Origin of the sequence: Streptomyces sp. NPDC127106, assembly GCF_042677605.1 — a bacterium.
Classification (GTDB): domain Bacteria; phylum Actinomycetota; class Actinomycetes; order Streptomycetales; family Streptomycetaceae; genus Streptomyces.
The window spans coordinates 32,763-57,721 of the sequence record NZ_JBHXTC010000047.1 but is presented as its reverse complement, the minus strand read 5'-3'; the positions used below and the strand labels follow the sequence as shown (position 1 = coordinate 57,721).

Genomic DNA, 24,959 nt, shown 5'->3' with positions numbered 1-24,959 from the left:
GGGGGGGGGGCGGGCGGCCGGGCCCGGGGCCCGCCCCCGGGGCGGGATGCCCGGGGGGGCCCGGGGGGGGGCGCGCCGCCCCGGTACCACCGTTCGGGCGCATTCGGTACGGGCGGCGCCGACGTGCGACGATGAGCGACATGTCGCAGCCGCCCCACAACCGGAGCTCTGCGCCGACGCCGTCGGCGCGCCCGGACGCGTCCATGTCGCTGCTGACGCACGTGATGGACCACAGTCTCGACGAGGGCTATGCGGAAGCGTCGGCCCGGCGTGAGGCCGAGGGCACGGCCGGACTCCCGCGGACCCTGAAGTCCAAACTGGCGCTGGCAGCCGGACTCGTCCTGGCCGCCATGGTCGTCACCCTCGGCGCCGCCCAGACGCAGTTCACCGCTCCGGTGCTCGCCAAGGAGCGCCAGGAACTGATCGACCGCGTACAGGTGGCCGACGAGCGGGCGGACGGCCTGGAACAGGACATCGAGCGGCTGCGTGCGGACGTCGCGCGGCGCCAGCGCCAGGCGCTCAAGCAACACGGCGGGGACCAGGGGCAGCTGGTGACCTTGCTGTCCGGTGCCTCGGAGGTCCGCGGTCCGGGGCTCAAGCTGGTCGTGGACGACGCGAAGGGCTCCTCCGCGGCCGGTGGGGGCAAGCCGCGGGAGAACACCGGGTTCTCCGACACCGGGCGGCTCAGGGACCGCGACATGCAGCGGATCGTCAACGGGCTCTGGCAGGCCGGGGCCGAGGCGATCTCCATCAACGGGCAGCGGCTGACCGCGCTGTCGGCGATCAGGGCCGCGGGTGACGCGATACTGGTCGACAACAGGCCCCTGGTGCCGCCGTACGAGGTACTGGCGGTGGGGGACAAGAAGCGGCTCGGCACCGTGTTCCAGGACTCCGTGGACGGCCAGTACCTGCGCGTCCTCCAGGAGAGCTACGGGATCCGGTACTCCCTGTCCCCGACGGACGAGGTGCGGCTGCCCGCCGCGTCCAGCCTGACCGTACGGACAGCCACAGCAGAAGAGCCGAAGAAGGGTGCATCGTGATCGCGGTACTGGGCCTCGTGGCCGGAGTGGTGGTCGGACTTCTGGTCCGGCCCGAAGTGCCGGCCGTCGTCGAGCCTTATCTGCCGATCGCCGTGGTGGCGGCGCTGGACGCGGTGTTCGGCGGCCTGCGCGCGATGCTGGACGGCATCTTCGTGGACAAGGTCTTCGTGGTGTCGTTCCTGTCGAACGTGGTCGTGGCCGCGCTGATCGTCTTCCTCGGCGACAAGCTGGGCGTCGGCTCGCAGCTGTCCACGGGTGTCGTGGTCGTGCTCGGCATCCGCATCTTCTCCAACGCGGCGGCCATCCGCCGGCACGTGTTCCGGGCGTGAGGCCGATGAGTACGAACGACACCCCGCCCGAGGAGCCGAAGGTCCCGGAGCAGCCCCCGCGGGAGATCCGGAAGGGTCCGCAGCCCGGGGAGCAGTCCGCAGCCCCCTCCGCGCCCCGGCCTGGCGAGCCGGCGGCCGAGCCCTCCCCGCCCGCGGCGCCGGGCCCGCCGGCCGGGCCGGCCGAGTCCGCCGGGCCGGCCGAGTCCGCCGAGTCCTCCGGGCCCGCCGAGTCAGTCGAGCCCGCCGAGTCCGTCGAGCCGGAGATGACCGGGCGGCAGCGGCTCGCCGCCGGGCTGTGGCCGCTCCGGGCGAGCCGGGCCCAACTGATCGTGGCGCTCCTGCTGTTCGTGCTGGGACTGGGCCTGGCCATCCAGGTGCGGTCGAACAGCGACTCCGGCGCGCTGCGCGGAGCCCGCCAGGAGGACCTCGTCCGGATCCTCGACGAGCTGGACAGCCGGACCAAGCGCCTGGAGGACGAGAAGCAACAGCTGGAGGATCAGCGCAAGGAGTTGGAGAGCAGCTCCAACCAGGCCGAGGAGGCGCGCCGGCAGACCGTCGAAAAGGAACGCCAACTGGGGATCCTGGCCGGTACGGTGGCGGCGCAGGGCCCGGGCATCACCATGAAGATCACGGACCCGAGGGGGCAGGTGGAGTCCGACCAGCTGCTGGACGCGCTCCAGGAGCTGCGGGCCGCCGGGGCCGAGGCGATCCAGGTCAACGGTGTGCGAGTGGTGGCGGGCTCGTACTTCTCGGACGAAGGCGGCCAGATCGCGATCGATGGTAAGAAGATCGCACAGCCCTACGAGTTCAAGGTGATCGGCAAACCGCAGGACCTGGAGCCGGCGCTGAACATCCCGGGCGGTGTGGTGCAGACACTGGAGAAGGAACAGGCCACTGTTGCCGTCACACGGTCGGCGAAGATCGTTGTGGATGCCTTGCGGGCTGCGAAGCAGCCTGACTACGCTCGGTCGTCATCGTCGTGATGCGGGACGGAGAGCGGAGGGTCCTGCGCGGGCTGCTGCCTGCGGGGGGTCGGCGCACTGAAGTCGTGGTGCGTGGTGGAAACTGTCTGGTGGTTGCGGACGTTGAGAGGGTGTCCGGGTCGGCAGGTGTGTGCATTCGGAGTTCGTCCTGCCCCACGGGCGGGTCTGTTTCGTTCAAGGGGAATCGCCCGTGAAGTTGTTTGAGAAGTTGTTCGGCAAGAAGAACCGCGAGGAAGGCGGCGCGGCAGAGCCCCGTGCCGGCCACGAGGAGACGCAGAGCCGGGGGGACCGGCCGCTCTTCCGGGACGAGGTCGCGGGTGCGGGGGGTGTTCAGGGCGCGCCGGGCGCGTCGGCTGTTGACCCTGCCGGTACCGGACGCATAGGTTTCGGTGAATCATCAACCTCGAGTACGGGTGGCGGGTTTGCTCCCGACCCGTATGCCACCGACGCCTCCGCGGGGTACCCGCGGCACGAGGAGCCGTCCATGTCGGCCGAGCAGGTTTGCAGCAGGTGCGGGCACCGTAGCGATGCGGCCAGCCGGTTCTGCTCCAACTGCGGGGCGCCGCTGCGGGCGGGTCTGACGCCGGAGCGTGCCTCGGAGACCACGTCCACCATCTCGATCTCGGGCCTGGAGGCCTATGAGGCCGAGGTGACGGGACAACAGCACGTGTCGTCGGCGCTGTCCCCCGAGGCCCAGGCCGCGGTGGAGGCCCTGCCTCCGGGTTCCGCGCTGCTGATCGTGCGGCGCGGCCCCAACTCCGGCAGCCGTTTCCTGCTGGACGGCGAGCTGACCACGGCGGGCCGGCACCCGCAGAGCGACATCTTCCTGGACGACGTCACCGTCTCCCGGCGGCATGTCGAGTTCCGCAGGAGCCAGGACGGCGGCTTCACCGTCGCCGATGTCGGCAGCCTGAACGGCACGTACGTCAACCGTGAGCCGATCGACTCGGTCCCGCTGCACAACGGCGACGAGGTCCAGATCGGCAAGTACCGGCTGGTCTTCTACGCGAGCCTGCGGGGCGTCTGACCCATCCCGGACTCCGTCCGGGGGGAACCCCAGGGAGGTCCTGTGCTGCGTACTCCGACGGGCGGTGCCGGGAACGGCACCGCCGCCTCGGCCGGGCGGCTGGTGAGCATCGGCACGGTGCTCACGATGCTGCGCGACGAGTTCCCCGAGGTCACCATCTCGAAGATCCGGTTTCTGGAGGCGGAGGGGCTCGTCGAGCCCCGACGCACACCGTCCGGGTACCGCAAGTTCAGTACCGAGGACGTCGAGCGGCTGGGCCGCATCCTGCGCCTGCAGCGCGACCACTACCTGCCGCTGAAGGTCATCCGCGAGCAGCTGGACGCGCTGGACCGCGGTGAGCAGGTGCGGATCCCGGCGCCCACGGCGCACGGGGACGGCGCGGAACCCGCCGCTCCCGGGGCCCTCCCGGGCAGTCCGGGGCAGGAGCTCCCGGCCGGAGCCCGCGTCGGGCGGGCGGAACTCATGGCCGCCGCCGAGGTGGACGAGGCCCAGTTGGCCGAATGGGAGTCGTACGGGCTGCTCGCGGAGGCCGCGGGCGGCGGGTACGACGCGGATGCGCTCACCGTGGCCCGGCTGGTCGCAGATCTGGGTCGCTTCGGGCTGGAGCCCCGGCACCTGCGCGCCATGAAGGCGGCCGCGGATCGGGAGGCGGGGTTGGTGGAACAGGTCGTGGCCCCGCTGCGGCGCCACCGCAACCCTCAGACCAGGGCGCATGCGGAGGCCACCGTGAAAGAGCTCGCGGGGCTGTCCGTACGGCTCCACGAGGCTCTGGTCCAGGCCGCCCTCGGGGTGCGGCTGCACTGACCGGCGGGGTCCCGACTACCCAAACCTGCCGGGCAGGTCCTAGGGTTGCTGTGTGAACGAGCTCGACGTTGTGGGTGTCCGGGTGGAAATGCCCTCCAACCAGCCGATCGTGCTCCTGCGTGAAGTGGGAGGCGACCGGTATCTCCCCATCTGGATCGGACCCGGGGAGGCGACCGCGATCGCCTTCGCGCAGCAGGGCATGGCCCCCGCCCGTCCGCTGACCCACGACCTGTTCAAGGACGTGCTGGAGGCGCTCGGTGAGGAGCTCACCGAGGTCCGGATCACGGATCTGCGGGAGGGCGTCTTCTACGCGGAGCTGGTCTTCTCCAGCGGGGTCGAGGTGAGCGCGCGGCCCTCCGACGCCATAGCGCTGGCCCTGCGGACGGGAACGCCGATCTACGGCAGCGACGGCGTGCTGGACGACGCCGGAATCGCCATCCCGGACGAGCAGGAGGACGAGGTGGAGAAGTTCCGCGAGTTCCTCGACCAGATTTCCCCGGAGGACTTCGGCACGGGGCCGCAATGAGACAGCGGTCTTGTCAAAGTCGATGAGACCGTCGCCCCATTCAGTTAGCCTTGCCCCTTCAAGAGGCACGGGAAACCACTCTCAGGGTGATTATCACTCGGCGTGCCGAGTGTGGCGATCGTTGACGCACCCCGGGTGACTGCCTACCTTCGAGGGGGCAGGTCAAGGACGGAGGGTCGGCGTGAGAGTCACGGGCGACGGTACGACCGGGGGCATCCCCGCACGGACTGACGGTGGGCCGTACCCGCTCCTCGGGAGTGCGTCGGGCTCCGCGCGCCGTCAGCCGGAGACCTCGCCGACGGCGTCGGCGGCCGGCTCCCCGGCGGCCGAGCAGGTGGGCTACCGCGGGCCGACCGCGTGCGCGGCGGCCGGCATCACGTACCGGCAGCTCGACTACTGGGCGCGGACCGGGCTGGTGGAGCCCACGGTGCGGCCCGCGTACGGCTCCGGCACCCAGCGCCTGTACAGCTTCCGTGACGTGGTCGTCCTCAAGATCGTGAAGCGTTTCCTGGACACCGGGGTCGCGTTGCAGAACATCCGCAACGCGGTGCAGCACCTGCGGGACCGCGGTTTCTCGGACCTGGAGCGCATGACGCTGATGAGCGACGGCGCCACCGTGTACGAGTGCACCTCGCCGGAGCAGGTGGTACGGCTGCTCCAGGGCGGTCAGGGGATCTTCGGCATCGCGGTGGGCGTGGTGTGGCGGGACGTGGAGAACGCCCTGTCGCAACTGCACGGCGAGCGGGTCGATACCGGCGAGACGGTGATCGGGCACAACCCGGCGGACGAGCTGGCGGCCCGGCGCAACCGGGCCGGCTGAGACGCCTCACGCACCGGCGCGCGTAGCCCGGCGCGCGCTGCCCCCTGCGGCCTCGGCATTGTCAGCGGCGTAAGGCAGCATCGGTGCTGTGAGAGCCGCGCCGACCATCCTCCATCTCGACATGGACGCCTTCTACGCCTCGGTGGAGCAGGCGTCGAAGCCGAGCCTGCGCGGGAAGGCCGTGATCGTCGGCGGGCTCGGGCCGCGCGGGGTCGTTGCGACCGCCTCCTACGAGGCCAGGCGCTTCGGGGTGCACTCGGCGATGCCGACGGCCCAGGCGAGGCGGCTCTGCCCGAACGGCGCCTACCTGTTCCCCCGCTTCGAGCTGTACCGGTCGGTCAGCGACATCGTGATGGGTCTGCTGCGGGAGCTCTCCCCGCTCGTGGAGCCGCTGAGCCTGGACGAGGCCTTCGTGGACCTGGAGGCGGGCGGCGGCGTCTGGGACTCCCGCTCCGCGCGGGAGACCGGGGAGCAGCTGAGGGCGGACATCCTGGCCGCGACGAGCCTGACCGGGTCGGTGGGGCTCGCCGGATCGAAGATGCTCGCCAAGGTGGCCTCCGAAGAGGCCAAGCCGGACGGGCTGCTGATGATCGAGCCGGGCACCGAGCGGGAGCTGCTCGCGCCGATGTCCGTACGCACCCTGCCCGGGGTGGGGCCGGCCACCGGTGAGCACCTGCGGCGGGCCGGGATCTCCACGGTCGGGGAGCTCGTCGAGGCCGGGGAGGACGAGCTGGTCCGGCTGATCGGGCGGTCGCACGGGGTGGGGCTGTACCAGATGGCGCTGGGCCTGGACGACCGGCCGGTGGTCGCCGAGCGCGATGCGAAGTCGGTGTCGGTGGAGGACACCTTCGACGTGGACCTCCACGACCGGGTGCGGATCCGGACCGAGGTGCAGCGGCTCGCCGACCGGTGCGTGGGACGGCTGCGGGCCTCAGGGCACTCGGGGCGCACGATCGTGCTGAAGGTGCGGCGGTACGACTTCTCGACCCTGACCCGTTCGGAGACGCTGCGGGGGCCGACGGACGATCCGACGGTGGTGCGGGAGGCCGCGGCCCGGCTGCTGGAGGCGGTGGACACCACCGGCGGGGTGCGGCTGCTGGGCGTGGGCGTGACCGGCCTCGCGGACTACACGCAGGAGGACCTGTTCGCGCAGTTCCAGGCCGCCGCCTCGGCCATCGGGGGCGCTGGGGGCACCCCGGACGCGTCCTCGGGGGCCGCAGGGTCCGCGGGGCTTCCCGGGGTCGGCGGGGGCGAGGGGTCGGAGGGGGCCCAGGGGGCTCCTGAGGCGCCTGCGGCGGACGGGTCTACCGGATCGACCGAGGGGCCGACTGACGGTCCGGAGCGGGCCCGTGAGCGGCACTGGGCGGCCGGGAAGGACGTCCGGCACGCCGTCTACGGGCCGGGGTGGGTGCAGGGCAGCGGACTCGGCCGGGTCACGGTGCGGTTCGAGCAGCCCGGATCGGCCCCGGGCCGGGTCCGCACCTTCCAGGTGGACGACCCGGACCTGGAGCCGTCCGATCCGCTGCCCCTGGTGGGCCGGGCCGGGTGACCAGTGCCCGCGGGCGGGCGGTCGTCCTCGCCGGCGCTACTCCTCGTTCTGCTCGCCCTTCGCCAGACGGCCGAAATCGGCCTGGAACGTGAAGTCGGACGGGAGGGACACGTCCAGTCCGTAGTGGTGGTAGAGCTGCAGCTCCTGCTCGGGGGACAGGTGGCGGCCCACCCCGAAGTCCGGGGCGTCCTTGATCAGGGAGCGTTCGAAGGGGACGCGCAGGGTGTCGTCGACCAGCTCGCTCGGCTCCAAGGGGACGAAGGCGTCCCGGCTGAACAGGCCGGTCCGGACGGCGGCCCACTCCGGCACTCCGGTGGCATCGTCGAGGTAGACCTCGTCGACCGTTCCGATCTTGGTCCCGTTGCGGTCGAACGCCTTGCGGCCGATCAGGCTGCGGGGATCGATATCTGTCTGCACGGTCCCTCCACGTGGGTCGCAACTCCTCCGTAATGACTACAAAAGGCCATTTCCCTGATGGGGGCCACTCGAAAGAGGTCCGGGAACCTCGCTGGTAGGCTGGGTGGTGGCTGCTGACCCTGTGCGGGAGAGTCCTCCACCGAGTTCGACGGAGGCGCCGAAGGAGCAAATCCTCCCCGGAATCTCTCAGGCATACGTACCGCACGGACGAGGCCACTCTGGAAAGCAGGGGCGGTGCCGGGCCCGCAGTGCCGGTTCCACTCCTCACCGACGGTGAAAGCCGGACCCCGCGGACGACCTCCGCAGGAGCCGGTGAAGCTCTCAGGTTGAGATGACAGAGGGGGAGGCCGTCCGGGCGCCCGCGCCGTGGTGCCCCTCGCAGGTCGTACGACCCAGGAGGCCTCCGTACATGACCGCCAACCGCATTCCGCTCTCCCAGCTGGAGCGAGGCATCCCCTTCGAGCAGCGCCACATCGGCCCGGACGCCGAGGCGCAGGCCAAGATGCTCGCCCAGGTGGGCTACGGCTCGCTCGACGAACTGACCGCCGCCGCGGTACCGGACGTCATCAAGACCGCCGAGGCGCTGAACCTGCCCGAGGCGCGGACCGAGGCCGAGGTACTGGCCGAGCTGCGCAGCCTGGCCGGCCGCAACCAGGTCATGACCTCGATGATCGGTCTCGGCTACTACGGGACCTTCACCCCGCCGGTGATCCTGCGCAACGTGATGGAGAACCCGGCCTGGTACACCGCGTACACGCCGTACCAGCCCGAGATCTCCCAGGGCCGTCTCGAGGCCCTGCTGAACTTCCAGACCGTCGTCGCCGACCTGACCGGCCTGCCGACCTCGGGCGCCTCCCTCCTCGACGAGGGCACCGCCGCCGCCGAGGCCATGACCCTGGCCCGCCGCGTCGGCAAGGCCAAGGGCAACGTGTTCCTCGTCGACGCCGACGCCCTGCCGCAGACCATCGCCGTGGTCGAGACCCGCGCCGAGCCGATCGGCATCGAGGTCGTCGTCGCCGACCTGTCCGACGGCATCCCGGCCGAGATCGCCGAGCGTGGCATCTACGGTGTCCTCGTCCAGTATCCGGGCGCCTCCGGTGCCGTCCGCGACATCAAGCCGGTCATCGACCAGGCCCACGGGCTCGGCGCGATCGTCGCCGTCGCCGCCGACCTGCTCGCGCTGACCCTGCTGACCTCCCCGGGCGCCCTGGGCGCGGACATCGCCGTCGGCACCACCCAGCGCTTCGGCGTCCCGATGGGCTTCGGCGGACCCCACGCCGGCTACATGGCCGTCCAGGACAAGCACGCCCGCTCGCTGCCCGGCCGCCTCGTCGGCGTCTCCGTGGACGCGGACGGCAACAAGGCGTACCGCCTGGCCCTGCAGACCCGCGAGCAGCACATCCGCCGCGAGAAGGCCACCAGCAACATCTGCACCGCGCAGGTGCTGCTCGCCGTCATGGCCGGCATGTACGCCGTCTACCACGGTCCCGAGGGCCTGAAGACGATCGCCCGCCGCACGCACCGCTACGCGGCGCTGCTCGCCGCCGGTCTGACGGCCGGCGGGGTCGAGCTCGTGCACGGTTCGTACTTCGACACCCTGACCGTCCGGGTGCCTGGCAAGGCCGCCGAGGTCGTCGCCGCCGCCCGCGAGGGCGGGGTCAACCTGTTCCAGGTCGACGCCGACCACGTCTCCGTCTCCGTCGACGAGACCACGCTGCGCGCCGACATCGAGGCCGTCTGGGCCGCCTTCGGCGTCACGGCGGACGTCGAGGCACTGGACGGGACCGCCGCCGACGCGCTGCCCGAGGGTCTGCTGCGCTCGGACGCGTACCTCGCGCACCCGGTCTTCCACCAGCACCGCTCCGAGACCGCGATGCTGCGCTACCTGCGCAAGCTCGCCGACAAGGACTACGCGCTGGACCGCGGCATGATCCCGCTGGGTTCCTGCACGATGAAGCTCAACGCGACCACCGAGATGGAGCCGGTGACCTGGCCCGAGTTCGGTCAGCTGCACCCGTTCGCCCCGGTCGAGCAGGCCGAGGGCTACCTCACGCTCATCAGCGAGCTGGAGGAACGTCTCTGCGAGGTCACCGGCTACGACAAGGTCTCCATCCAGCCGAACGCCGGCTCCCAGGGCGAGCTCGCCGGCCTGCTCGCCGTCCGCGGCTACCACCGCGCGAACGGCGACGAGCAGCGCACCGTCTGCCTCATCCCGTCCTCCGCGCACGGCACCAACGCCGCCAGCGCCGTGATGGCCGGCATGAAGGTCGTCGTCGTCAAGACGGCGGACGACGGCGAGGTGGACACGGACGACCTGCGCGCCAAGATCGAGCAGTACCGCGACGAGCTCGCCGTGCTGATGATCACCTACCCGTCCACGCACGGTGTGTTCGAGGAGCACGTCGCCGACATCTGCGCCCAGGTCCACGAGGCCGGCGGCCAGGTCTACGTCGACGGTGCCAACCTGAACGCCCTGGTCGGCCTCGCCAAGCCGGGCCACTTCGGCGGCGACGTCTCGCACCTGAACCTGCACAAGACCTTCTGCATCCCGCACGGCGGTGGCGGTCCGGGCGTCGGCCCGGTCGGTGTCCGGGCCCACCTGGCCCCGTACCTGCCGAACCATCCGCTGCAGCCGACCGCCGGCCCGGAGACGGGCGTCGGCCCGATCTCGGCCGCGCCGTGGGGCTCGGCCGGCATCCTGCCGATCTCCTGGTCGTACGTGCGGCTCATGGGCGGCGAGGGCCTCAAGCGCGCCACCCAGGTGGCCGTGCTCGGCGCCAACTACATCGCCAAGCGCCTGGAGCCGCACTACCCGGTGCTCTACACCGGCCCGGGCGACCTCGTCGCGCACGAGTGCATCATCGACCTGCGCCCGCTGTCGAAGGAGACGGGCGTCAGCGTGGACGACATCGCCAAGCGTCTGATCGACTACGGCTTCCACGCCCCGACCATGTCCTTCCCGGTGGCCGGCACGCTGATGATCGAGCCGACGGAGTCCGAGGACCTCGTCGAGATCGACCGGTTCTGTGACGCGATGATCGCCATCCGCGCCGAGATCGAGCGGGTCGCGGCCGGCGAGTGGCCGGCGGACGACAACCCGCTGCGCAACGCCCCGCACACCGCGACGGCGCTCGGCGGCGAGTGGACGCACGCGTACACCCGGGACGAGGCCGTCTTCCCCGGCGGCGTCTCGGCGGCGGAGAAGTACTGGCCGCCGGTGCGCCGCATCGACGGCGCCTTCGGTGACCGGAACCTGGTCTGCTCCTGCCCGCCGCTGGACGAGTACGACGCCTGATCCGCGCGACCTGACACAAAAGTGTGAGGTGACTGCACGCTGAAGGGGCCGGTCCGGGAGAATTGCTCCCGGGCCGGCCCCTTCGGTTCGGGCTGTTCCGGCGTTCCGTCGAGCCGTGTCGGCTAGGCCGCCTGCGCCGCCGCGAGCGGGCGGTGCGGTGCGATGATCTGGCCGTCCGGCAGCAGCTCACCGGTGTCCTCGAAGAGCAGGACACCATTGCACAGCAGGCTCCAGCCCTGTTCCGGGTGATTGGCCACGGGCTTCGCGGCCTCCCGGTCGGCGGAGTCGGCTGACGGGCACGCTGGCTGGTGCTGGCACATGGATGCGTTCTTTCGCTGCGGTGTGGTCTGTGTGCTGCGGCTCGATGCCTGGTTCATGGCCGCCCCCCGTGGTCGACGACTAGATGCGGTCAGTCCCAGTGTTGCCCTCCGGACCTCGGACCGCAGGGATTTCCGGTAGCTGTCCTCACAGATTGATGACGCATCACCCGTGCGGGCGGTTCAGCCCAACTCCCCTGTCATTTTGGGTGGTTCACGGGTGGCCCGGCAGGACTACGCCGGATGGGCCGTACGGGGGAGGGGCTCTGCCGAGCGGCCTGCCGAGCGGCCTGCCGAGGGGTCTGCCGAGGGGCCTGCTCAGGCAGCCGGAGCGGCCAGCGGAGGCCTCATCGGCGGGGCCGGAGGGGTGAGCCGGTGCGTCATCACGGGCAGCAGCTCCGATACCGGATGCGGCCGGTACGCGGCGATGCCGGGCGGGGCCGGGGCCAGTGGCACCAGCAGGTCCGCGGCCGCGGGCAGACCGGCGGAGGCATCGGCTCCGACCGCACCGTGCAACCAGAGCGTCAGCATGTACAGCTCCGGCACGGACAACAAGCGGGGCTGGTAGTTCTTGCCGAGCGCCTCCGCCTGGCGCAGCGCCCGCTCGGTGGCGGCGACGTAGGGGCCCTCGAAGAAATGGGAGAAGACCCAACCGTCCGCGGTCAACCGGGTGTCCGCGGCGGCGATGTGCCGGTCTCCGCTGCGGATCAGGAACCGCCAGCCGGTCAGCCGGGTGCGGGGCGGACGGGCCGGGGTGGCCGGCTGGGCCATGCCGAGCCGGTCGAGGACGTGGACCGGCAAGGGCAGCTCGGCAGTCAGCGGACCCTGCACGGCGCGCAGGGCGGGGGTGCCCGCCGCGACGGCTGCGGGGGAACCGAGTGCCGCGAGGACGCTGCGCAGGGCAGGCGCGGGAGCCGGGGGGACATGCAGCGGCATGGTGGGTCGCCTCTCACTTGGGAGACCTGTGGATCGGGGGGCAGTGCGGACGGCGCTGTCGCATTCTGGGGCCAGAGGGGGGCTGAGGGGCAATGGCCGCGCGCCAACTCTCTGCCTCGTTTGCGGAGTTTATACGACATGTGTTCACGCAGTGTTTCGGGTAGCCGGCCCGCCTATTGCAGGCAAGGCGCTTACCGGTCCCGCTGACATGGCATGCATGCCGGATACACGCGAACACGTCGCGCTGACCTCGGAGGTTACCTGACGGGGGCTCGGCTGGAAAGCGTCGATTATCCGGAACCGGCAAAACCGATGCGGAATTTGCATACGGACGGTTGCCAGGTGAATGTGCCATGGCGCCCTTCGGCCAAACCGGCGCACGCTCCCCGTCCCGCTCCACCCCGCCGCGTTATCGATCTCGCCTCCGGGGCATCATCGACCGTACACGCGCGTCCGGGTGCCCGGGCGATGCCCACTCGAGGAGGGACGCTTCGATGGGGGAGAAGGTCGTGGCGGGCGGATTCGACCTGTCCGATCGCCGGCGGTATCGGAGGAAGCTCCACGAGTGCCTGGAGGGACTGGAGCGGCTTCTGGCGGAGAAGCGGTTCGACCGCCCCAAGAACATGATGGGGCTGGAGATCGAGCTGAATCTGGCGGGGGCCGACGGGATGCCGAGAATGGTGAATGCGCAGGTTCTCGAGCGCATTGCGAGCCAGGATTTCCAGACCGAACTCGGAATGTTCAACCTGGAGGTGAACGTCCTTCCGCACCGACTCGGCGGCCGGGTTTTCGACCAGCTCGCCGAAGAACTGAGCGCGGGGCTCGGCTATGCGCACCGGCAGGCCGCCGCGATCGACGCGGGCGTGGTGATGATCGGCATCCTGCCGACGATCACCCGCTCCGACCTGGTCACCGCCAACCTCTCGGCCGTGGACCGCTACTCGCTGCTCAACGAGCAGATCCTGATGCTGCGCGGCGAGGACTTCCTCCTCGACATCGACGGGGTGGAGCGGCTGACCTGGAGCACCGGGTCGATCGTCCCGGAGGCCGCCTGCACCTCCGTACAGCTGCACCTGCAGGTGACGCCGGCCCGGTTCTCGGACGTGTGGAACGCGGCCCAGGCGGTGACCGCCGTCCAGATAGCCGTCGGAGCCAACTCGCCCTTCCTGTTCGGGCACGAGCTGTGGCGGGAGTCGCGCCCGCCGCTGTTCACGCAGGCCACCGACACCCGGCCGCCCGAGTTGCAGGCGCAGGGAGTGCGGCCGCGGACCTGGTTCGGGGAACGGTGGGTGGATTCGGCGTACGAGCTCTTCGCGGAGAACGTCCGCTTCTTCCCCGCCCTGCTGCCCATCTGTGACGAGGAGGAGCCGCTGCGGGTGCTCGCCGAGGGCGGGGTCCCGACCTTGCAGGAGCTGGTCCTGCACAACGGCACCATCTACCGGTGGAACCGGCCCGTGTACGGGGTCGCCGACGGGGTGCCGCACCTGCGGGTGGAGAACCGCGTGCTGCCGGCCGGGCCGACGGTCGCCGACGTCGTCGCGAACGCCGCCTTCTACTACGGGCTCGTCCGCACCCTCGCCGACGAGCAGCGCCCGGTGTGGACCCGGCTGCCGTTCGCCGAGGCGGAGGCCAACTTCGACGCGGCCTGCCGGTACGGGATCGACGCCCGGCTGCGGTGGCCGCGCCGCGGCCGCGGCGGCGGCCTGGCCAGCGTCCCCGCCGTACGACTGGTCCTGGACGAGCTGCTGCCGATGGCGGCGGCGGGGCTGGACGCCTGGGGCATCGAGCGCGCCGACCGGGACCACTACCTCGGCATCATCGAGGAGCGCTGCCGGCGGCGGGCGAACGGGTCGACCTGGCAGGTCGACACCTACCACCGGGCGCTCGCGGCCGGCCTGGATCGGGACGCGGCGCTCGCCGCGATCACCCGTCGCTACAGCGAGCTCATGCACAAGGGCGACCCCGTGCACACCTGGCCGGTCGGTCTCCCGGCCCAGGAGAGGGGAGCGCCGGTACCGGCCCGGAGGCCCTGAGCCGGGCCGGGCCGGGCCGCGTTGCAGCAGCCGGTACGCCGTCCGCTGATCCCGTTCCGCCGCCGAGGAGGCAGTATGGGGTGGTCGGAACGGGATGGCGGAACGGGAGTCGGACGTGCGGGCGCAGCCGGAGCCGGTGGTCGGGTCGTTGGACGAGGACGGGCGGCGGAGTCTGCTGCGCACCGAGACGCTGCTCGTGCTGGCGCTGTCGCTGGGCGCGAGCGCCGCCTCCTCGCTGATCAGTTTCATCGGTTCGCTGACCAAGCCCGGCGGCCTGAAGGACCAGGCCGCCACGCTCAACGGTTCGTACGCACCCGGCCGGCCCTGGCTCGACCTGGCCTGGCAGCTGTTCGGGATCTGCACCGCACTGGTACCCGTGCTGCTCGTCGCCCACCTGCTGACCCGGGAGGGGGTGCCGGGGCTGCGGGTGCTGGGCTTCGACCGTACCCGGCCCGGCTGGGACCTGGCGCGCGGGGCGTTGGTGGCGGCGGGGATCGGGAGCGCCGGGCTGGCGTTCTACCTGGCGGCGCGGGCGAGCGGGTTCAACCTCACGGTGGTGCCCGAGGCGCTGCCGGACGTGTGGTGGAAGTTCCCCGTGCTGGTCCTCTCCGCGGTGCAGAACTCCGTGGTGGAGGAGGTCATCGTGCTGGCCTACCTGCTGCGCCGGCTCGACCAGCTGGGTTGGTCGCCCACGGGTTCGCTGGTGGCCAGTTCGGTGCTGCGCGGTTCGTACCACCTGTACCAGGGCGTCGGCGGCTTCATCGGGAACATGGTGATGGGCGCGGTCTTCGTGCTCGCCTACCGACGGTGGGGGCGAGTGATGCCGCTCGTCGTCGCACATGCCCTGCTCGACGTCGTGGCCTTCGGCGGGTACGCGCTGCTCGCGGGCAAGGTGGGCTGGCTGCCGACCCCCTCGTAGCCCCCGGTTCCCGGAGCCGGCGCCGCACGGGGGGCTCAGGGCCGGGTGAGCAGCTCGCCGTCGATGACGGTGACCGCGTTCCCGGTCAGGAGGGTGCGGTCGCCCGCCAGGGTGACCCGTACCAGGCCGGTGCGGGCGCCGCCCTGGAGACCGGTCAGCTGCGTGCGGCCCAGACGTTCGGCCCAGAACGGGGCGAGAGCGGTGTGGGCGCTGCCGGTGACCGGGTCCTCGTCGATCCCGAAGGCCGGGAAGAAGCCGCGGGAGACGAAGTCGTAGCCGCGGGCGGGGTCCTCTGCGGGAGCGGTGACGATCACGCCGCGTCGGGCGTAGCCGCGCAGGGCGGCGATGTCGGGGGTGAGCCCGCGCACGGTCCGCTCGTCCGCCAGCTCGACGAGCAGGTCGCCGACGTGCGCGGACGTGTCGTGGACGGACCTGATCTCGGCGCCGAGGGCCGCGCGGACGGCGGTCTCGGTCGCGACGGGCGTCAGCTCGGAGGTCGGGAAGTCCAGGGTGATGCCGCCGTCCTCGGCGGCTTCGGCGGTGAGGATGCCGCAGCGGGCGGTGAACCGGATCAGGCCCCGGGCGAGGCCGCCGGTGGCGAGGACGTGCGCGGTGGCCAGCGTGGCGTGGCCGCACATGTCGACCTCGGCGGTCGGGGTGAACCAGCGTAGGGCCCAGTCGGCGTTCCCGCCGGGCGGCAGGGGGTGGGCGAAGGCCGTCTCGGAGAGGTTGACCTCGGCGGCGACCTGCTGGAGCCAGGGGTCCGGGGGGAAGCCGTCCGCCAGGAGCAGCACCCCGGCGGGGTTCCCGGCGAAGGGGCGGTCGGTGAAGGCGTCGACGATTCGGAGGCGCATGGCCCGACGGTAGGCTCGTTCCTTGATCGCGGACAAACGCCGATCCGGGAGGACTGGTGTCCGGTCTCACTGAACCTTGACCCGTCTCACTGAACTGTGACCGCTCGCCGCCAGTCAGCTGGCTGTGGTCCGGCCACGGGCGACCGGCGGCTGACCCGACTCCGGGCTCTTGTGGCTAGTCGGTCAGGGGGTGCCGGGGGCGGCGTCGAACAGGGGGGCGAGCGGACCACCGTCGTACCCGACGACGAGGCAGTCCGCCGCGACTGGTCCCCGGGAGAGCTCCACGAGTCGGGTCAGGGCCGCAGCCTCGGACGGCAGCCCGGCCGGATCGAGACCGAGCGCCTGGGCCGCGCGGTCGCGCCGCCGGTCGAAGTCGGGGCGGTCCTCCCGGTACTCGTCGGCGACCACCCGGAGCCCTTCGGCCGTCCTCCCGGGAGCGTCCCGCCACCACGGCGCCACGAGACACAGCCTCACCAACTCCGGCAGCCCGAGCGCGAGCAGTCCGGCCCCGCCGTCGAGGCTCACGTACACCACCGGGCGTTCCTCGCCGCCGTCGCCGACGAAGCAGAACGCGTCCCCCGAGCCGGCCCGAGCGAACTGCTCCAGTCGGGCTCCGGATGCGAGCCGGATCCCGTCCCCCAGCTCGTGGGAGGCCGGGTCCGTCGCGTCGAGGTCCGCGACCCCGGCGAAGAACGCGATGACCTCCTCGTCGGTGCCCAGGAGGGGCAGCAACGCGGCCGGCACATCGGGAGAGGTCGGTACGGCGGGTCCGGCTGGTGGATTCGATCCGTTCACCCGGCCACCGTATCCAGGGTCCCCGACACCGGCTGCGGCGGGCTGTCAGGGGCCCCTGTGGGCTCGTTGCGGTGACGAGGTGGCGCGACGCGCAGTCGAGGGGGTGCCGCCTGATCCACAGGGGGCAACGTCGACTGGACTGGTCACAGGGGTGTTCGGTACGAGTTTCCGATATATCGTTGACGCATCGCGAGCGATTGGCGATAGTTGAGACATCGCAGGAGCGATACACGGAGCACCGGAACCACGGATGGCGAAAGGAGCGCAGTCATGCGTTCACGCGGACAGCACGGATACGGCCACGGCCACGAGCACGGTCGGGGCCACGGGCACTGCGGGCCCGATCGTCGCGAGGAGTTCATGAAGCGCGCCGCCTTCGGCCCGTTCGGCCCGCCCTTCGGGGGCGGCCCCTTCGGCGGGCGGGGCGGGCGCGGCGGGCTGCGCGGCCGGGCCCGGCGGGGCGATGTGCGCGCCTCGATCCTGGCGCTGCTCAAGGACCGGCCGATGCACGGCTACGAGATGATCCAGGAGATCGGCGAGCGCAGCGGCGGGGCCTGGAAGCCCAGCCCCGGCTCGGTCTACCCGACCTTGCAGCTGCTGGAGGACGAGGGGCTCATCGCGAGCGAGAGCGAGGGTGGCAAGAAGCTCTTCACGCTCACCGACGCCGGGCGCGCCGAGGCCGAATCGGGGTCGGAGGCCCCCTGGGCCGAGGCCGGGCGCGGCTTCGACTTCGAGGCGATGCACGAGGTCCGGACGGCCGGGATCGGCCTGATGGAGGCCTTCGGGCAGGTCTTCAAGACCGGCACCCCCGAGCAGCGCGAGAAGGCCCTCGCGGTCATCAACGACGCCCGCAAGAAGCTCTACCTGATCCTGGCCGACGAGCACTGAGCCGGCGGGTGACGGGTGACGGGTGACGGTCAACGGCGCGGCGCGCCCCCCCGGGGCCCCCCCCGGGGGGGCGGGGGGCCCCCCCCCCGGGGGGGGGGGCGGGCCGGGGGGGGGGGGGCCCGGGGGGGGGGGCGGGGGGCGGGCGGTCGCGCCCGGGCGGGGCCCCCCGCGCGGCGCCCCCCCCCGGCGGGCCCCCCGCGCCCGCACGGCCCGGGGCGGCGGCGTCCCCGGTGGGGGGCGCCCCGGAGGCGGTCAGGTGACCAGGCCGGCGAGCTTGCGCAGCGATTCGTTCAGGGCGGCGGTGGCGGAGTCCTTCAGCTTGCCCGCCATCAGGGAGACGGCCGCGCCGGTGAACTCCCCGTCGATGCGGACGACGGTGGCGCCGTCGTCGGGGGCCAGGGTGTAGCGGGTGAGGACGGCGACCCCCATCGGGCCCTTGCCGGTGATGGCGAAGAGGCGCTCCTCCTCCAGCTCCGAGACGGTCCAGACGACTTCGGCGGGGAAGCCCATCATCTTCATGTTCTCCTCGAAGGTCGCCCCGACCGCGAGGGTCTCGGGTCCGCCCTTCGGGAAGCTCGTGTGCGTCGCGCTCCACCGGCCGTACGCCGGCCAGTCCGTCAGCTGGGCCCAGAGCCGCGCCGGGGACGCCTCGATGCGTGACTCCGCGGTCACCTCTGCCATGCCGCCACCACCCTTCTCGTCGGGTACGTGCGGCGGAACGTATCCCCGGCGGGCGGAACATTCAATACTGACGACTCGTCAGATAACAGGAGCTGATCACGGCGGGTATCACATGTGTCTCAACAGGTGTCATGGTCGTGACGGTCCTGACAAGCCCTGACATGATGGCCCGATGCAAGCGTCTGGGAGGAACGCCGGACTCGGCCTCGCGCTGGTCTCCGCGTTCGCGTTCGGTGGTTCGGGAGTGGCGGCGAAGCCGCTGATCGAGGCGGGGTTGGACCCGCTGCACATGGTCTGGCTCAGGGTGGGCGGCGCGGCGTTGGTGCTGTCCCCGCTGGCCTGGCGGCACCGGGCCCTGCTGCGCCGCAAACCGCTGCTGCTCGCAGGCTTCGGCATCGTCGCCGTAGCGGGCGTGCAGGCCTTCTACTTCGCCTCCCTGTCCCGGATCCCCGTCGGCGTGGCCCTGCTGCTGGAGTACCTGGGGCCGGCGCTGCTGCTCGGCTGGATCCGCTTCGTGCAGCGCAAGCCGGTGACCCGGGCGGCCGCGGCCGGCGCCGCGGTCGCCGTCGTGGGGCTGGCGTGCGTGGTCGAGGTGTGGGCCGGGCTGAAACTGGACGCGCTGGGCGTGCTGCTCGGCCTCTGCGCCGCCTGCTGCCAGGCGTTCTACTTCGTCTTCGCCGACCAGGGTGCCGACGGTGACGACGCGCCCGACCCGATCGGCGTGATCGCGTACGGCATGCTCATCGGCGCGCTCGTGATGTCGGTGATCGCCCGCCCCTGGGAGATCGACTGGCAGGTGCTGGGCGGTCATGCCCTGATGGGGGACACGCGGGTCCCCGCGCTGCTGCTGCTCGGGTGGGTCGTGCTGGTCGCGACCGTGTTCGCGTACCTGACGGGTGTCGTGTCGGTGCGCAGCCTCTCGCCCCAGGTGGCCTCGGTCGTGGCCTTCCTGGAGGCCGTCGTCGCCACCGTGTTCGCCTGGATCCTTCTCGGCGAGCACCTTTCGACGCCGCAGGCCATCGGCGGTGCGCTGGTGCTGGGCGGAGCCTTCATCGCCCAGACCGCGCGGCCGGCGCCCGCGCCGCCGCAGGCAGCGCCGCCGCAGGAGCAGCCGCAGGGAGCGGAGCAGCTCGTGCCGGTTCCGGTGGACCGGGAGGCGACCACCGCATAGGCTGGCGCCCATGCTTTCGACCGTGCTCCCGCCGCCCGCCGCCTAGCGCGGGCGGCCCACACCGTCTGAACGAGAACCCGGCCCGGGGGCTCCCGGGCCGAGTCGTGCTGCCCGCGATGCGATGAGTCGTCTCCTTCGTCCTTTACGCATGCGCGGAGAACCACGTGTCGAATCCCTCGCCCGCTTCCGGGCGCAGTCTGCTGTCCCTCGTCGTCGCCGGTGCCGCCTGGGGCACCGCCGGCGCCGCCGCCTCGCTCCTGTACCTGGCCAGTGACCTCGGCCCGCTGGCCCTGACGTTCTGGCGCTGTGCGGGCGGCCTCGCCGTGCTGCTGGGCGTGCTCGCCGTACGTCGGGCACACCGGGCACACCGGGCGCGCCGGACCCGGTCCCGCGGCGCGGCGGCCGCCCCCCGCCCGTCCGTGCGCTCGCTCGTCGGTACGGGGCTGCTGTTCACGCTCTTCCAGGCCGCGTACTTCGCCGCCGTGCAGGAGACCGGCCTCGCCGTCGGCACGGTGGTCACCCTCGGCGCGGGGCCGGTGCTGATCGCCGTCGGGGCCTGGTACCGGATGGGTGAGCGGCTCGGCGCGGGCGGCGTGGCCGCCGTCGCCGGGGCCCTCGCCGGGCTCGCCGTCCTCGTCCTCGGCGGAGGGTCCGGGGAGGTGCGGCCGCTGGGCGTGGGCTGGGCCCTGGCCTCGGCCGCCGGGTACGCGGGGATGACCCTGCGGGCCCGCGCGCTCGGGCGCCGCGGGGCGGCGGGCGACCCGCTGGTCACCACCGCCTGGTCGGCCGCGGTGGGCGCGCTGTGCCTGCTGCCGCTCGCGGCCGTGGAGGGGCTGCTGCCGCACACCGCGGAGCCGGCGCGGGTGCTGTGGCTGCTGGTGTACGTCGCCACCGTGCCGACGGCACTGGCGTACGCCCTGTACTTCACCGGGGCGGCTGCGGTGCGGGCCGCGACGGTGTCGGTCATCATGCTGATCGAGCCGGTCAGCGCGGCGGTGATCGCCGTGTTCGTGCTCGGGGAGCGGCTGACCGGTGCGGTGGTGCTCGGCACCGTACTGCTGCTGAGTGCGGTGGGCGGGCTGACAGCCGCTGAGGCGCGACGGCCGGCGGGCGGTGACCTCGCCGGCGGTGTGGTCGCGGCCGGCGGGCCGGCGGCCGGTGCTCCGGCGGACGCCCGGCCCGTGGAGGAGCCTGCGGCCGGCGGGGGCGCTTCCGGGCCCGCCGCCGTACCGGCTCAGAGCGCCGCGAGGTAGTCCGGAGCGGCGATCCCGGGGGCCAGCCCGTCGGCCGGGACGGGGGTCCCGTACGCCGGCGCGACCGGGACCACGCCCGACCAGTAGGGCAGGTCCAGGTCCTCGGGGTCGTCGTTCGGGCCGCCGGTCCGCAGCTTCGCGGACACCTCGGCCAGGTCCAGGCGGATCACGGCGGTGGCGGCGAGCTCCCTCGCGTTCGCGGGCCGGCAGTCGGCCGAGCGGCCCGGCACCACGTGGTCGACCAGGGCGTCCAGCGCCGTGCGGCGCTCGTCCTCGTCGGTCACCTGGTGGGCGGTGCCGTGCACGATCACCGAGCGGTAGTTCATCGAGTGGTGGAACGCCGACCGGGCCAGCACCAGGCCGTCCACGTGCGTCACCGTCAGGCAGACGGGCAGTCCGGCGTCTGCCTTGCCCGCGGCGAGCAGGGGACGGGAGCCGGTGGAGCCGTGGACGTACAGGGTCTCGCCGACCCGTGCGTACAGCGTCGGCAGGACCACCGGCGCGCCGTCGCGGACGAAACCGAGGTGGCAGACGTAGGCCTGGTCGAGTATCGCGTGGACGGTGGCGCGGTCGTAGCGCGCCCGCTCGCGGGAGCGGCTCGGGACGGTGCGGTCGGTGGGCTCGTAGGCGCCGGCCGGCGCGGTCGGCTCGGCCGACCCGGTGGTCCCCGTGGTCTCGGTCGTGGCGGTCATTGGCGCACCCCATTGCACTAGTGCATAATCGACTTTGTGCTAGGAGAGTATCGGATCACGGGCCGCCGCGCATCGGACATTGCGGCCAGCGTCGAGACGGGTGTGGGGTCGGGCGCGCTCCCGCCCGGCACGCTGCTGCCCCCGATGCGGGAGCTCGCCGGGGTGCTGGGCGTGAACCCGAACACGGTGGCAGCCGCCTACCGCACGCTGCGCGAGCGCGGGGTCATCGAGACCGACGGGCGGCGCGGCAGCCGGGTGCGGGGCAGGCCGGCCACCGCCCCGCGGGACGCGCTGCGGCCCGCAGTGCCGCCGGGCACCCGCGATGTCGCGTCCGGCAATCCGGACGTGCGGCTGCTGCCGGGGCTGGCCGCCGCACTGGCCGCGGCCGCGGCGCGCCACGCTCAGGAGCCGACCCTGTACGGGCACGACCCCGTCGCGCCGGAGCTGGCGGGTCCGGCCCGGGCGGGGTTCGACGCGGACGGGGTGCCGGCCGGTCCGCTGGCAGTGACCTCGGGCGCGCTGGACGGGATCGAGCGCGTGCTGAACGCACACCTGCGCCCCGGGGACGCGGTCGCCCTGGAGGACCCGGGCTGGGGAAGCGTGCTGGACCTGGTGGCGGCGCTGGGCCTGCGGGTGGAACCGGTGGCCGTGGACGACGAGGGGCCGTCGGCCGCGGGCGTCGAGCAGGCGCTCCGGCGCGGGGCGCGGGCGCTGGTGGTGACCGCCCGGGCACAGAACCCGACCGGAGCGGCCGTGAGCGGGCAGCGGGCCGCGGAGCTGCGGGCGGTGCTGGCGGCCCACCCCGAGGCGCTGGTGATCGAAGACGACCACGGGCACGGCATCGTCGACGTCCCGCTGCACCCGCTCGGCGGGGTCACCCGGCACTGGGCGCTGGTGCGGTCCACGGCGAAGGCCTACGGGCCCGACCTGCGCCTGGCCGTGCTGACCGGCGACGGCGTGACCCTGGACCGGGTGCGCGGGCGGCAGCGGCTCGGGCCGGGATGGGTGAGCCGGGTGCTCCAGTACGCGGTGGCGGACCTGTGGTCCTCGGGGCTGGTCGACCCGGCGGCGGTGGTGCGCTCGTACGGGGAGCGGCGGGACGCCCTGGTCGCAGCCCTGGCGGAGCGCGGCGTACGGGCGCACGGGCGCAGCGGGATGAACGTGTGGGTGCCCGTCGCCGACGAGACGGGCGTGGTGACGCGGATGCTGGCGGCCGGATGGGCGGTGGCGCCGGGCAGCCGGTTCCGGATGCAGGCGGGGCCGGGCGTGCGGGTGACGGTGTCCGGGCTGGACCCCGCCGAGGTGGCCCCCCTCGCCGAGGCCCTCGCGACGGCGGTACGCCCCGCCCCCGCCGGCCGCTTCGACTGACCGGTCGCTTCGACTGACCGGCCGCTTCGACTGGTCGACCGGTCGGCCGACCGGCCGACTGGCCGGGGCCGGGCGGACGCGGGTCCGGACGCGTGCGTCAGGCAGTGCCGTCGGCCGTCGGGGCCGGGCCCATCAGGACGAGGAGCGTACGGAAGGCGCCCCCGAGCCATCCGGGTTCCGCGCCGCCGTGGCAGGCCGTGACGACCTGCGCCGGCGCGTCGAGGAGGCCCCGGGCGTGACGCACGCCCCCGGCGGTCGAGCGCTGCGGTCCTGGCCCGGCCGGAGAGCCTAGCGGCGGCGGGTTTGGGTGAGGGCCGCGCCGGCCAGGACGATCGCCGCGCCCACGGGGGTGTTCCAGTGGAGCTGCTCGCCCAGCAGGAGGACGCCCGCCGTGGTGGCGATGACCGGGATGAAGTACGTGACCATCTGGGCCGTGGTCGGCCCGACTTCCGCCACCAGCCCGTACTGCATCTGCAGGGCCATGCCCGTGCCGAGTGCGCCGAGGGCGATCACGGCCAGCGTCGGCCACAGCGGCAGCCCCGCCGGCGCCGCCGTGAACAGGGAGCTGACCAGCAGCAGCTGGAGCGTGGAGATCAGCAGCTGCCCGGCGGTCAGGGCCGCCGGGGAGCCCGGCACCGAGGCCAGGGTGCGGCGGACGTAGATCCAGCCGACGGGGTAGCAGAGCGAGGCCAGCAGGGCGTAGGCCGTGCCCTCGGCGTCGACGCCGGAGAAGCCCTGCCAGGCGCCGAGGACCGTCAGCACCCCGAGGAAGCCGAGGCCGAGCCCGGCGACGCGGCGCCGGGTCGGGCGGTCCTCGGACAGCGCCACGAGCGACAGCGCCATCCCCCACAGCGGGGAGGTGGCGTTGCAGATGCCCGCCAGGCCGGACGGGATCGTCAGCTCCGCGTACGAGAAGAGCGAGAACGGCAGCGTGTTGAGCAGCAGCGCAGCCACGGTGAGGTGGACCCAGGTGCGCCGGCCCCGGGGGAGCGCCTCGCGCCGGACCAGGAGCACCGCGAGCAGGGCCAGCGCCCCGAAGAACACCCGTCCCAGGGCGACGTGGAACGGGGCGTAGCCCTGGGTGCCCACCTTGATCAGGAGGAAGCTGAAGCCCCAGACCACCGAGAGGAGCGCGAAGCGGAGTCGCCAGTCCACGAGGGCGGACCGGGCGGATCGGGCGGACCGGGCGAAGGGGGACGGCTGGGTTGCGGCCTGGGACGGCGGCGCGGGGCGGGGTGTGGCGGGGGCGCTCATGAGGAGTACTCTGCTCGGCTCAACCTCGTAGGACAAGCGAGATTTCTTTGGGGTGACGGCGTAGCATCGCTTACATGTTGAACCTGGAGCGCCTGCGCACCCTCGACGCCCTCGCCCGCCACGGGTCGGTCAGCGGCGCGGCCGACGGCCTGCACGTCACCACCTCCGCGGTGTCCCAGCAGATGGCCAAGCTGGAGCGCGAGGTCGGCCAGCCGCTGCTGGCCAAGAACGGGCGCGGGGTCCGCCTCACGGACGCCGGGCGGCTCCTCGCCGACCACGCCGCGCGGATCCTCTCCCAGGTGGAGCTGGCCCAGGCCGACGTCGAGGCCCAGCGCGGCCGCGCCGTCGGCGAACTGCGGATCGGAGCGTTCCCCACCGCGATGCGCGGGCTGCTGCCGAGGACGCTGAACGCACTGGCCGCCGCCCACCCCGGGCTGCGGCCCCTGGTGCGCGAGCAGGAGCCCGAGGAGAGCATGGCGGCGGTCGTCCGCGGCGACCTCGACCTGGCCCTGGCCATCGACTGGCACAACAAGCGGATGCCGGTCCCGGCCGAGCTCGTCCGCATCCACCTCCTCGACGACGCCTGCGACATCGCGGTGCCCGTCGGTCACCCGCTGGCCGACCGGGCGCGCATCTCCCTCGGCGAGTTCGCCGCCGACGAGTGGATCTCCTGGAACGAGGGCCAGTTCTGCTACGAATGGCTCGTCTACACCCTGCGCGGCCTCGGGGTGGAACCCTGCATCCGGCACATCGCCGAGGAGCACCACACCCAGCTGGCCTTCGTGGAGGCGGGGCTCGGGGTGTGCGTGACCCCGCGGCTCGGACGCGGGCCGGTGCCGCCCGGCGTCCGACTGCTGCCGGTGTCCGACGCCGTCCGTCGGCACGTCTACGTGGTCTGGCGGGCCGACGCCGACCGGCGGCCCTCGATCCGGGCCGCCGTCGACGCCCTCCGCGAGGTCGCCGCGGGGCTCTGAAGCGCGTACGGGGCCGGGCTGCCGGGCCGCAGGT

At 72.8% G+C, this 24,959-nt stretch carries 25 protein-coding genes and 1 riboswitch; of the genes, 16 read left to right on the top strand and 9 right to left on the bottom strand.

The genetic code is table 11. From position 1 onward, the window contains the following. Positions 1-131: 131 nt before the first annotated feature. The 8 genes from ACFVGY_RS29205 to ACFVGY_RS29170 all read left to right on the top strand — a co-directional run bounded on the left by ACFVGY_RS29205 (position 132) and on the right by ACFVGY_RS29170 (position 7,078). Complete coding sequence (locus ACFVGY_RS29205; RefSeq protein WP_385682619.1) at positions 132-1,040, top strand: DUF881 domain-containing protein; 909 nt, start codon at positions 132-134, stop codon at positions 1,038-1,040. Next, positions 1,037-1,369: a small basic family protein gene (locus ACFVGY_RS29200; protein WP_030158423.1), complete on the top strand. Its 333-nt coding sequence runs from the start codon at positions 1,037-1,039 to the stop codon at positions 1,367-1,369. Before ACFVGY_RS29205 ends, ACFVGY_RS29200 begins: the two co-directional genes overlap by 4 nt. Before the next feature lie 5 nt (positions 1,370-1,374). Continuing rightward, entirely contained in the window at positions 1,375-2,352 is a 978-nt protein-coding gene (locus ACFVGY_RS29195; RefSeq protein ID WP_385682616.1) for a DUF881 domain-containing protein, read from the top strand. Positions 2,353-2,836: 484 nt separating this feature from the next. Beyond that, complete coding sequence (locus ACFVGY_RS29190) at positions 2,837-3,379, top strand: FHA domain-containing protein (RefSeq protein ID WP_385682613.1); 543 nt, start codon at positions 2,837-2,839, stop codon at positions 3,377-3,379. Between the two features lie 42 nt (positions 3,380-3,421). After that, on the top strand, positions 3,422-4,183 hold the full coding sequence (locus ACFVGY_RS29185) for a MerR family transcriptional regulator (RefSeq protein ID WP_385682610.1): 762 nt from the start codon (positions 3,422-3,424) through the stop codon (positions 4,181-4,183). Positions 4,184-4,235: 52 nt separating this feature from the next. Next, complete coding sequence (locus tag ACFVGY_RS29180; RefSeq protein WP_360637280.1) at positions 4,236-4,709, top strand: bifunctional nuclease family protein; 474 nt, start codon at positions 4,236-4,238, stop codon at positions 4,707-4,709. Positions 4,710-4,890: 181 nt separating this feature from the next. Beyond that, a complete protein-coding gene (locus ACFVGY_RS29175) occupies positions 4,891-5,529 on the top strand; it encodes a MerR family transcriptional regulator (RefSeq protein WP_385682607.1) in 639 nt (212 codons plus the stop codon). A gap of 88 nt (positions 5,530-5,617) precedes the next feature. Further along, positions 5,618-7,078: a DNA polymerase IV gene (locus tag ACFVGY_RS29170; RefSeq protein ID WP_385682604.1), complete on the top strand. Its 1,461-nt coding sequence runs from the start codon at positions 5,618-5,620 to the stop codon at positions 7,076-7,078. Positions 7,079-7,114: 36 nt separating this feature from the next. On the opposite strand, the gene ACFVGY_RS29165 is transcribed toward ACFVGY_RS29170, so the two are convergent. After that, the gene (locus ACFVGY_RS29165; RefSeq protein ID WP_385682601.1) at positions 7,115-7,495 is read right to left on the bottom strand and encodes a PRC-barrel domain-containing protein; all 381 of its coding nucleotides are present in this window, start codon (positions 7,493-7,495) and stop codon (positions 7,115-7,117) included. 114 nt (positions 7,496-7,609) lie between these two features. Continuing rightward, positions 7,610-7,707, top strand: a riboswitch (glycine riboswitch). 197 nt (positions 7,708-7,904) lie between these two features. Between ACFVGY_RS29165 and gcvP the strand changes: the two genes are divergently transcribed. Continuing rightward, the gene (gene gcvP, locus ACFVGY_RS29160; RefSeq protein ID WP_385682598.1) at positions 7,905-10,790 is read left to right on the top strand and encodes an aminomethyl-transferring glycine dehydrogenase; all 2,886 of its coding nucleotides are present in this window, start codon (positions 7,905-7,907) and stop codon (positions 10,788-10,790) included. Between the two features lie 122 nt (positions 10,791-10,912). On the opposite strand, the gene ACFVGY_RS29155 is transcribed toward gcvP, so the two are convergent. Continuing rightward, a complete protein-coding gene (locus ACFVGY_RS29155; protein ID WP_385682596.1) occupies positions 10,913-11,110 on the bottom strand; it encodes a DUF5999 family protein in 198 nt (65 codons plus the stop codon). A gap of 315 nt (positions 11,111-11,425) precedes the next feature. Further along, positions 11,426-12,043 (bottom strand): hypothetical protein, encoded by a 618-nt coding sequence (locus ACFVGY_RS29150; RefSeq protein ID WP_385682593.1) that lies wholly within the window; start codon positions 12,041-12,043, stop codon positions 11,426-11,428. A 494-nt stretch (positions 12,044-12,537) separates the two neighbouring features. Between ACFVGY_RS29150 and ACFVGY_RS29145 the strand changes: the two genes are divergently transcribed. After that, on the top strand, positions 12,538-14,076 hold the full coding sequence (locus ACFVGY_RS29145) for a glutamate-cysteine ligase family protein (RefSeq protein ID WP_385682590.1): 1,539 nt from the start codon (positions 12,538-12,540) through the stop codon (positions 14,074-14,076). A 94-nt stretch (positions 14,077-14,170) separates the two neighbouring features. Next, positions 14,171-14,995 (top strand): CPBP family intramembrane glutamic endopeptidase, encoded by an 825-nt coding sequence (locus tag ACFVGY_RS29140; RefSeq protein WP_385682587.1) that lies wholly within the window; start codon positions 14,171-14,173, stop codon positions 14,993-14,995. A 35-nt stretch (positions 14,996-15,030) separates the two neighbouring features. Here ACFVGY_RS29140 and ACFVGY_RS29135 read toward each other — a convergent pair whose 3' ends face one another. Continuing rightward, a complete protein-coding gene (locus tag ACFVGY_RS29135) occupies positions 15,031-15,849 on the bottom strand; it encodes a PhzF family phenazine biosynthesis protein (protein ID WP_385682584.1) in 819 nt (272 codons plus the stop codon). 183 nt (positions 15,850-16,032) lie between these two features. After that, the gene (locus ACFVGY_RS29130) at positions 16,033-16,644 is read right to left on the bottom strand and encodes a hypothetical protein (protein ID WP_385682582.1); all 612 of its coding nucleotides are present in this window, start codon (positions 16,642-16,644) and stop codon (positions 16,033-16,035) included. 270 nt (positions 16,645-16,914) lie between these two features. Here ACFVGY_RS29130 and ACFVGY_RS29125 point away from each other — a divergent pair, with 270 nt between their 5' ends. After that, on the top strand, positions 16,915-17,532 hold the full coding sequence (locus ACFVGY_RS29125; RefSeq protein ID WP_385682579.1) for a PadR family transcriptional regulator: 618 nt from the start codon (positions 16,915-16,917) through the stop codon (positions 17,530-17,532). A 252-nt stretch (positions 17,533-17,784) separates the two neighbouring features. Here the strand turns inward: ACFVGY_RS29125 and ACFVGY_RS29120 are convergent, their stop codons facing one another. Beyond that, a complete protein-coding gene (locus ACFVGY_RS29120; protein ID WP_385682576.1) occupies positions 17,785-18,213 on the bottom strand; it encodes an SRPBCC family protein in 429 nt (142 codons plus the stop codon). Between the two features lie 172 nt (positions 18,214-18,385). On the opposite strand from ACFVGY_RS29120, the gene ACFVGY_RS29115 reads away from it, so the two are divergent. Both ACFVGY_RS29115 and ACFVGY_RS29110 read left to right on the top strand, forming a co-directional pair. Beyond that, the gene (locus tag ACFVGY_RS29115) at positions 18,386-19,384 is read left to right on the top strand and encodes a DMT family transporter (protein ID WP_385682573.1); all 999 of its coding nucleotides are present in this window, start codon (positions 18,386-18,388) and stop codon (positions 19,382-19,384) included. 164 nt (positions 19,385-19,548) lie between these two features. Continuing rightward, the gene (locus ACFVGY_RS29110; RefSeq protein ID WP_385682570.1) at positions 19,549-20,637 is read left to right on the top strand and encodes a DMT family transporter; all 1,089 of its coding nucleotides are present in this window, start codon (positions 19,549-19,551) and stop codon (positions 20,635-20,637) included. On the opposite strand, the gene ACFVGY_RS29105 is transcribed toward ACFVGY_RS29110, so the two are convergent. Continuing rightward, complete coding sequence (locus ACFVGY_RS29105; RefSeq protein ID WP_385682567.1) at positions 20,619-21,329, bottom strand: pyridoxamine 5'-phosphate oxidase family protein; 711 nt, start codon at positions 21,327-21,329, stop codon at positions 20,619-20,621. The two genes, ACFVGY_RS29110 and ACFVGY_RS29105, sit on opposite strands and share 19 nt — an antisense overlap. Positions 21,330-21,365: 36 nt before the next feature. Here ACFVGY_RS29105 and ACFVGY_RS29100 point away from each other — a divergent pair, with 36 nt between their 5' ends. Further along, entirely contained in the window at positions 21,366-22,697 is a 1,332-nt protein-coding gene (locus ACFVGY_RS29100; protein WP_385682564.1) for an aminotransferase class I/II-fold pyridoxal phosphate-dependent enzyme, read from the top strand. A gap of 97 nt (positions 22,698-22,794) precedes the next feature. Here the strand turns inward: ACFVGY_RS29100 and ACFVGY_RS29095 are convergent, their stop codons facing one another. Then, positions 22,795-22,941 carry a hypothetical protein gene (locus tag ACFVGY_RS29095; protein WP_385682561.1) on the bottom strand — a complete coding sequence of 49 codons (147 nt, stop codon included), beginning with the start codon at positions 22,939-22,941 and terminating at the stop codon, positions 22,795-22,797. 44 nt (positions 22,942-22,985) lie between these two features. Beyond that, the gene (locus ACFVGY_RS29090; protein ID WP_385682558.1) at positions 22,986-23,951 is read right to left on the bottom strand and encodes a DMT family transporter; all 966 of its coding nucleotides are present in this window, start codon (positions 23,949-23,951) and stop codon (positions 22,986-22,988) included. Between the two features lie 74 nt (positions 23,952-24,025). Between ACFVGY_RS29090 and ACFVGY_RS29085 the strand changes: the two genes are divergently transcribed. Further along, positions 24,026-24,925: a LysR family transcriptional regulator gene (locus ACFVGY_RS29085; protein ID WP_385682555.1), complete on the top strand. Its 900-nt coding sequence runs from the start codon at positions 24,026-24,028 to the stop codon at positions 24,923-24,925. Positions 24,926-24,959 lie beyond the last annotated feature (34 nt).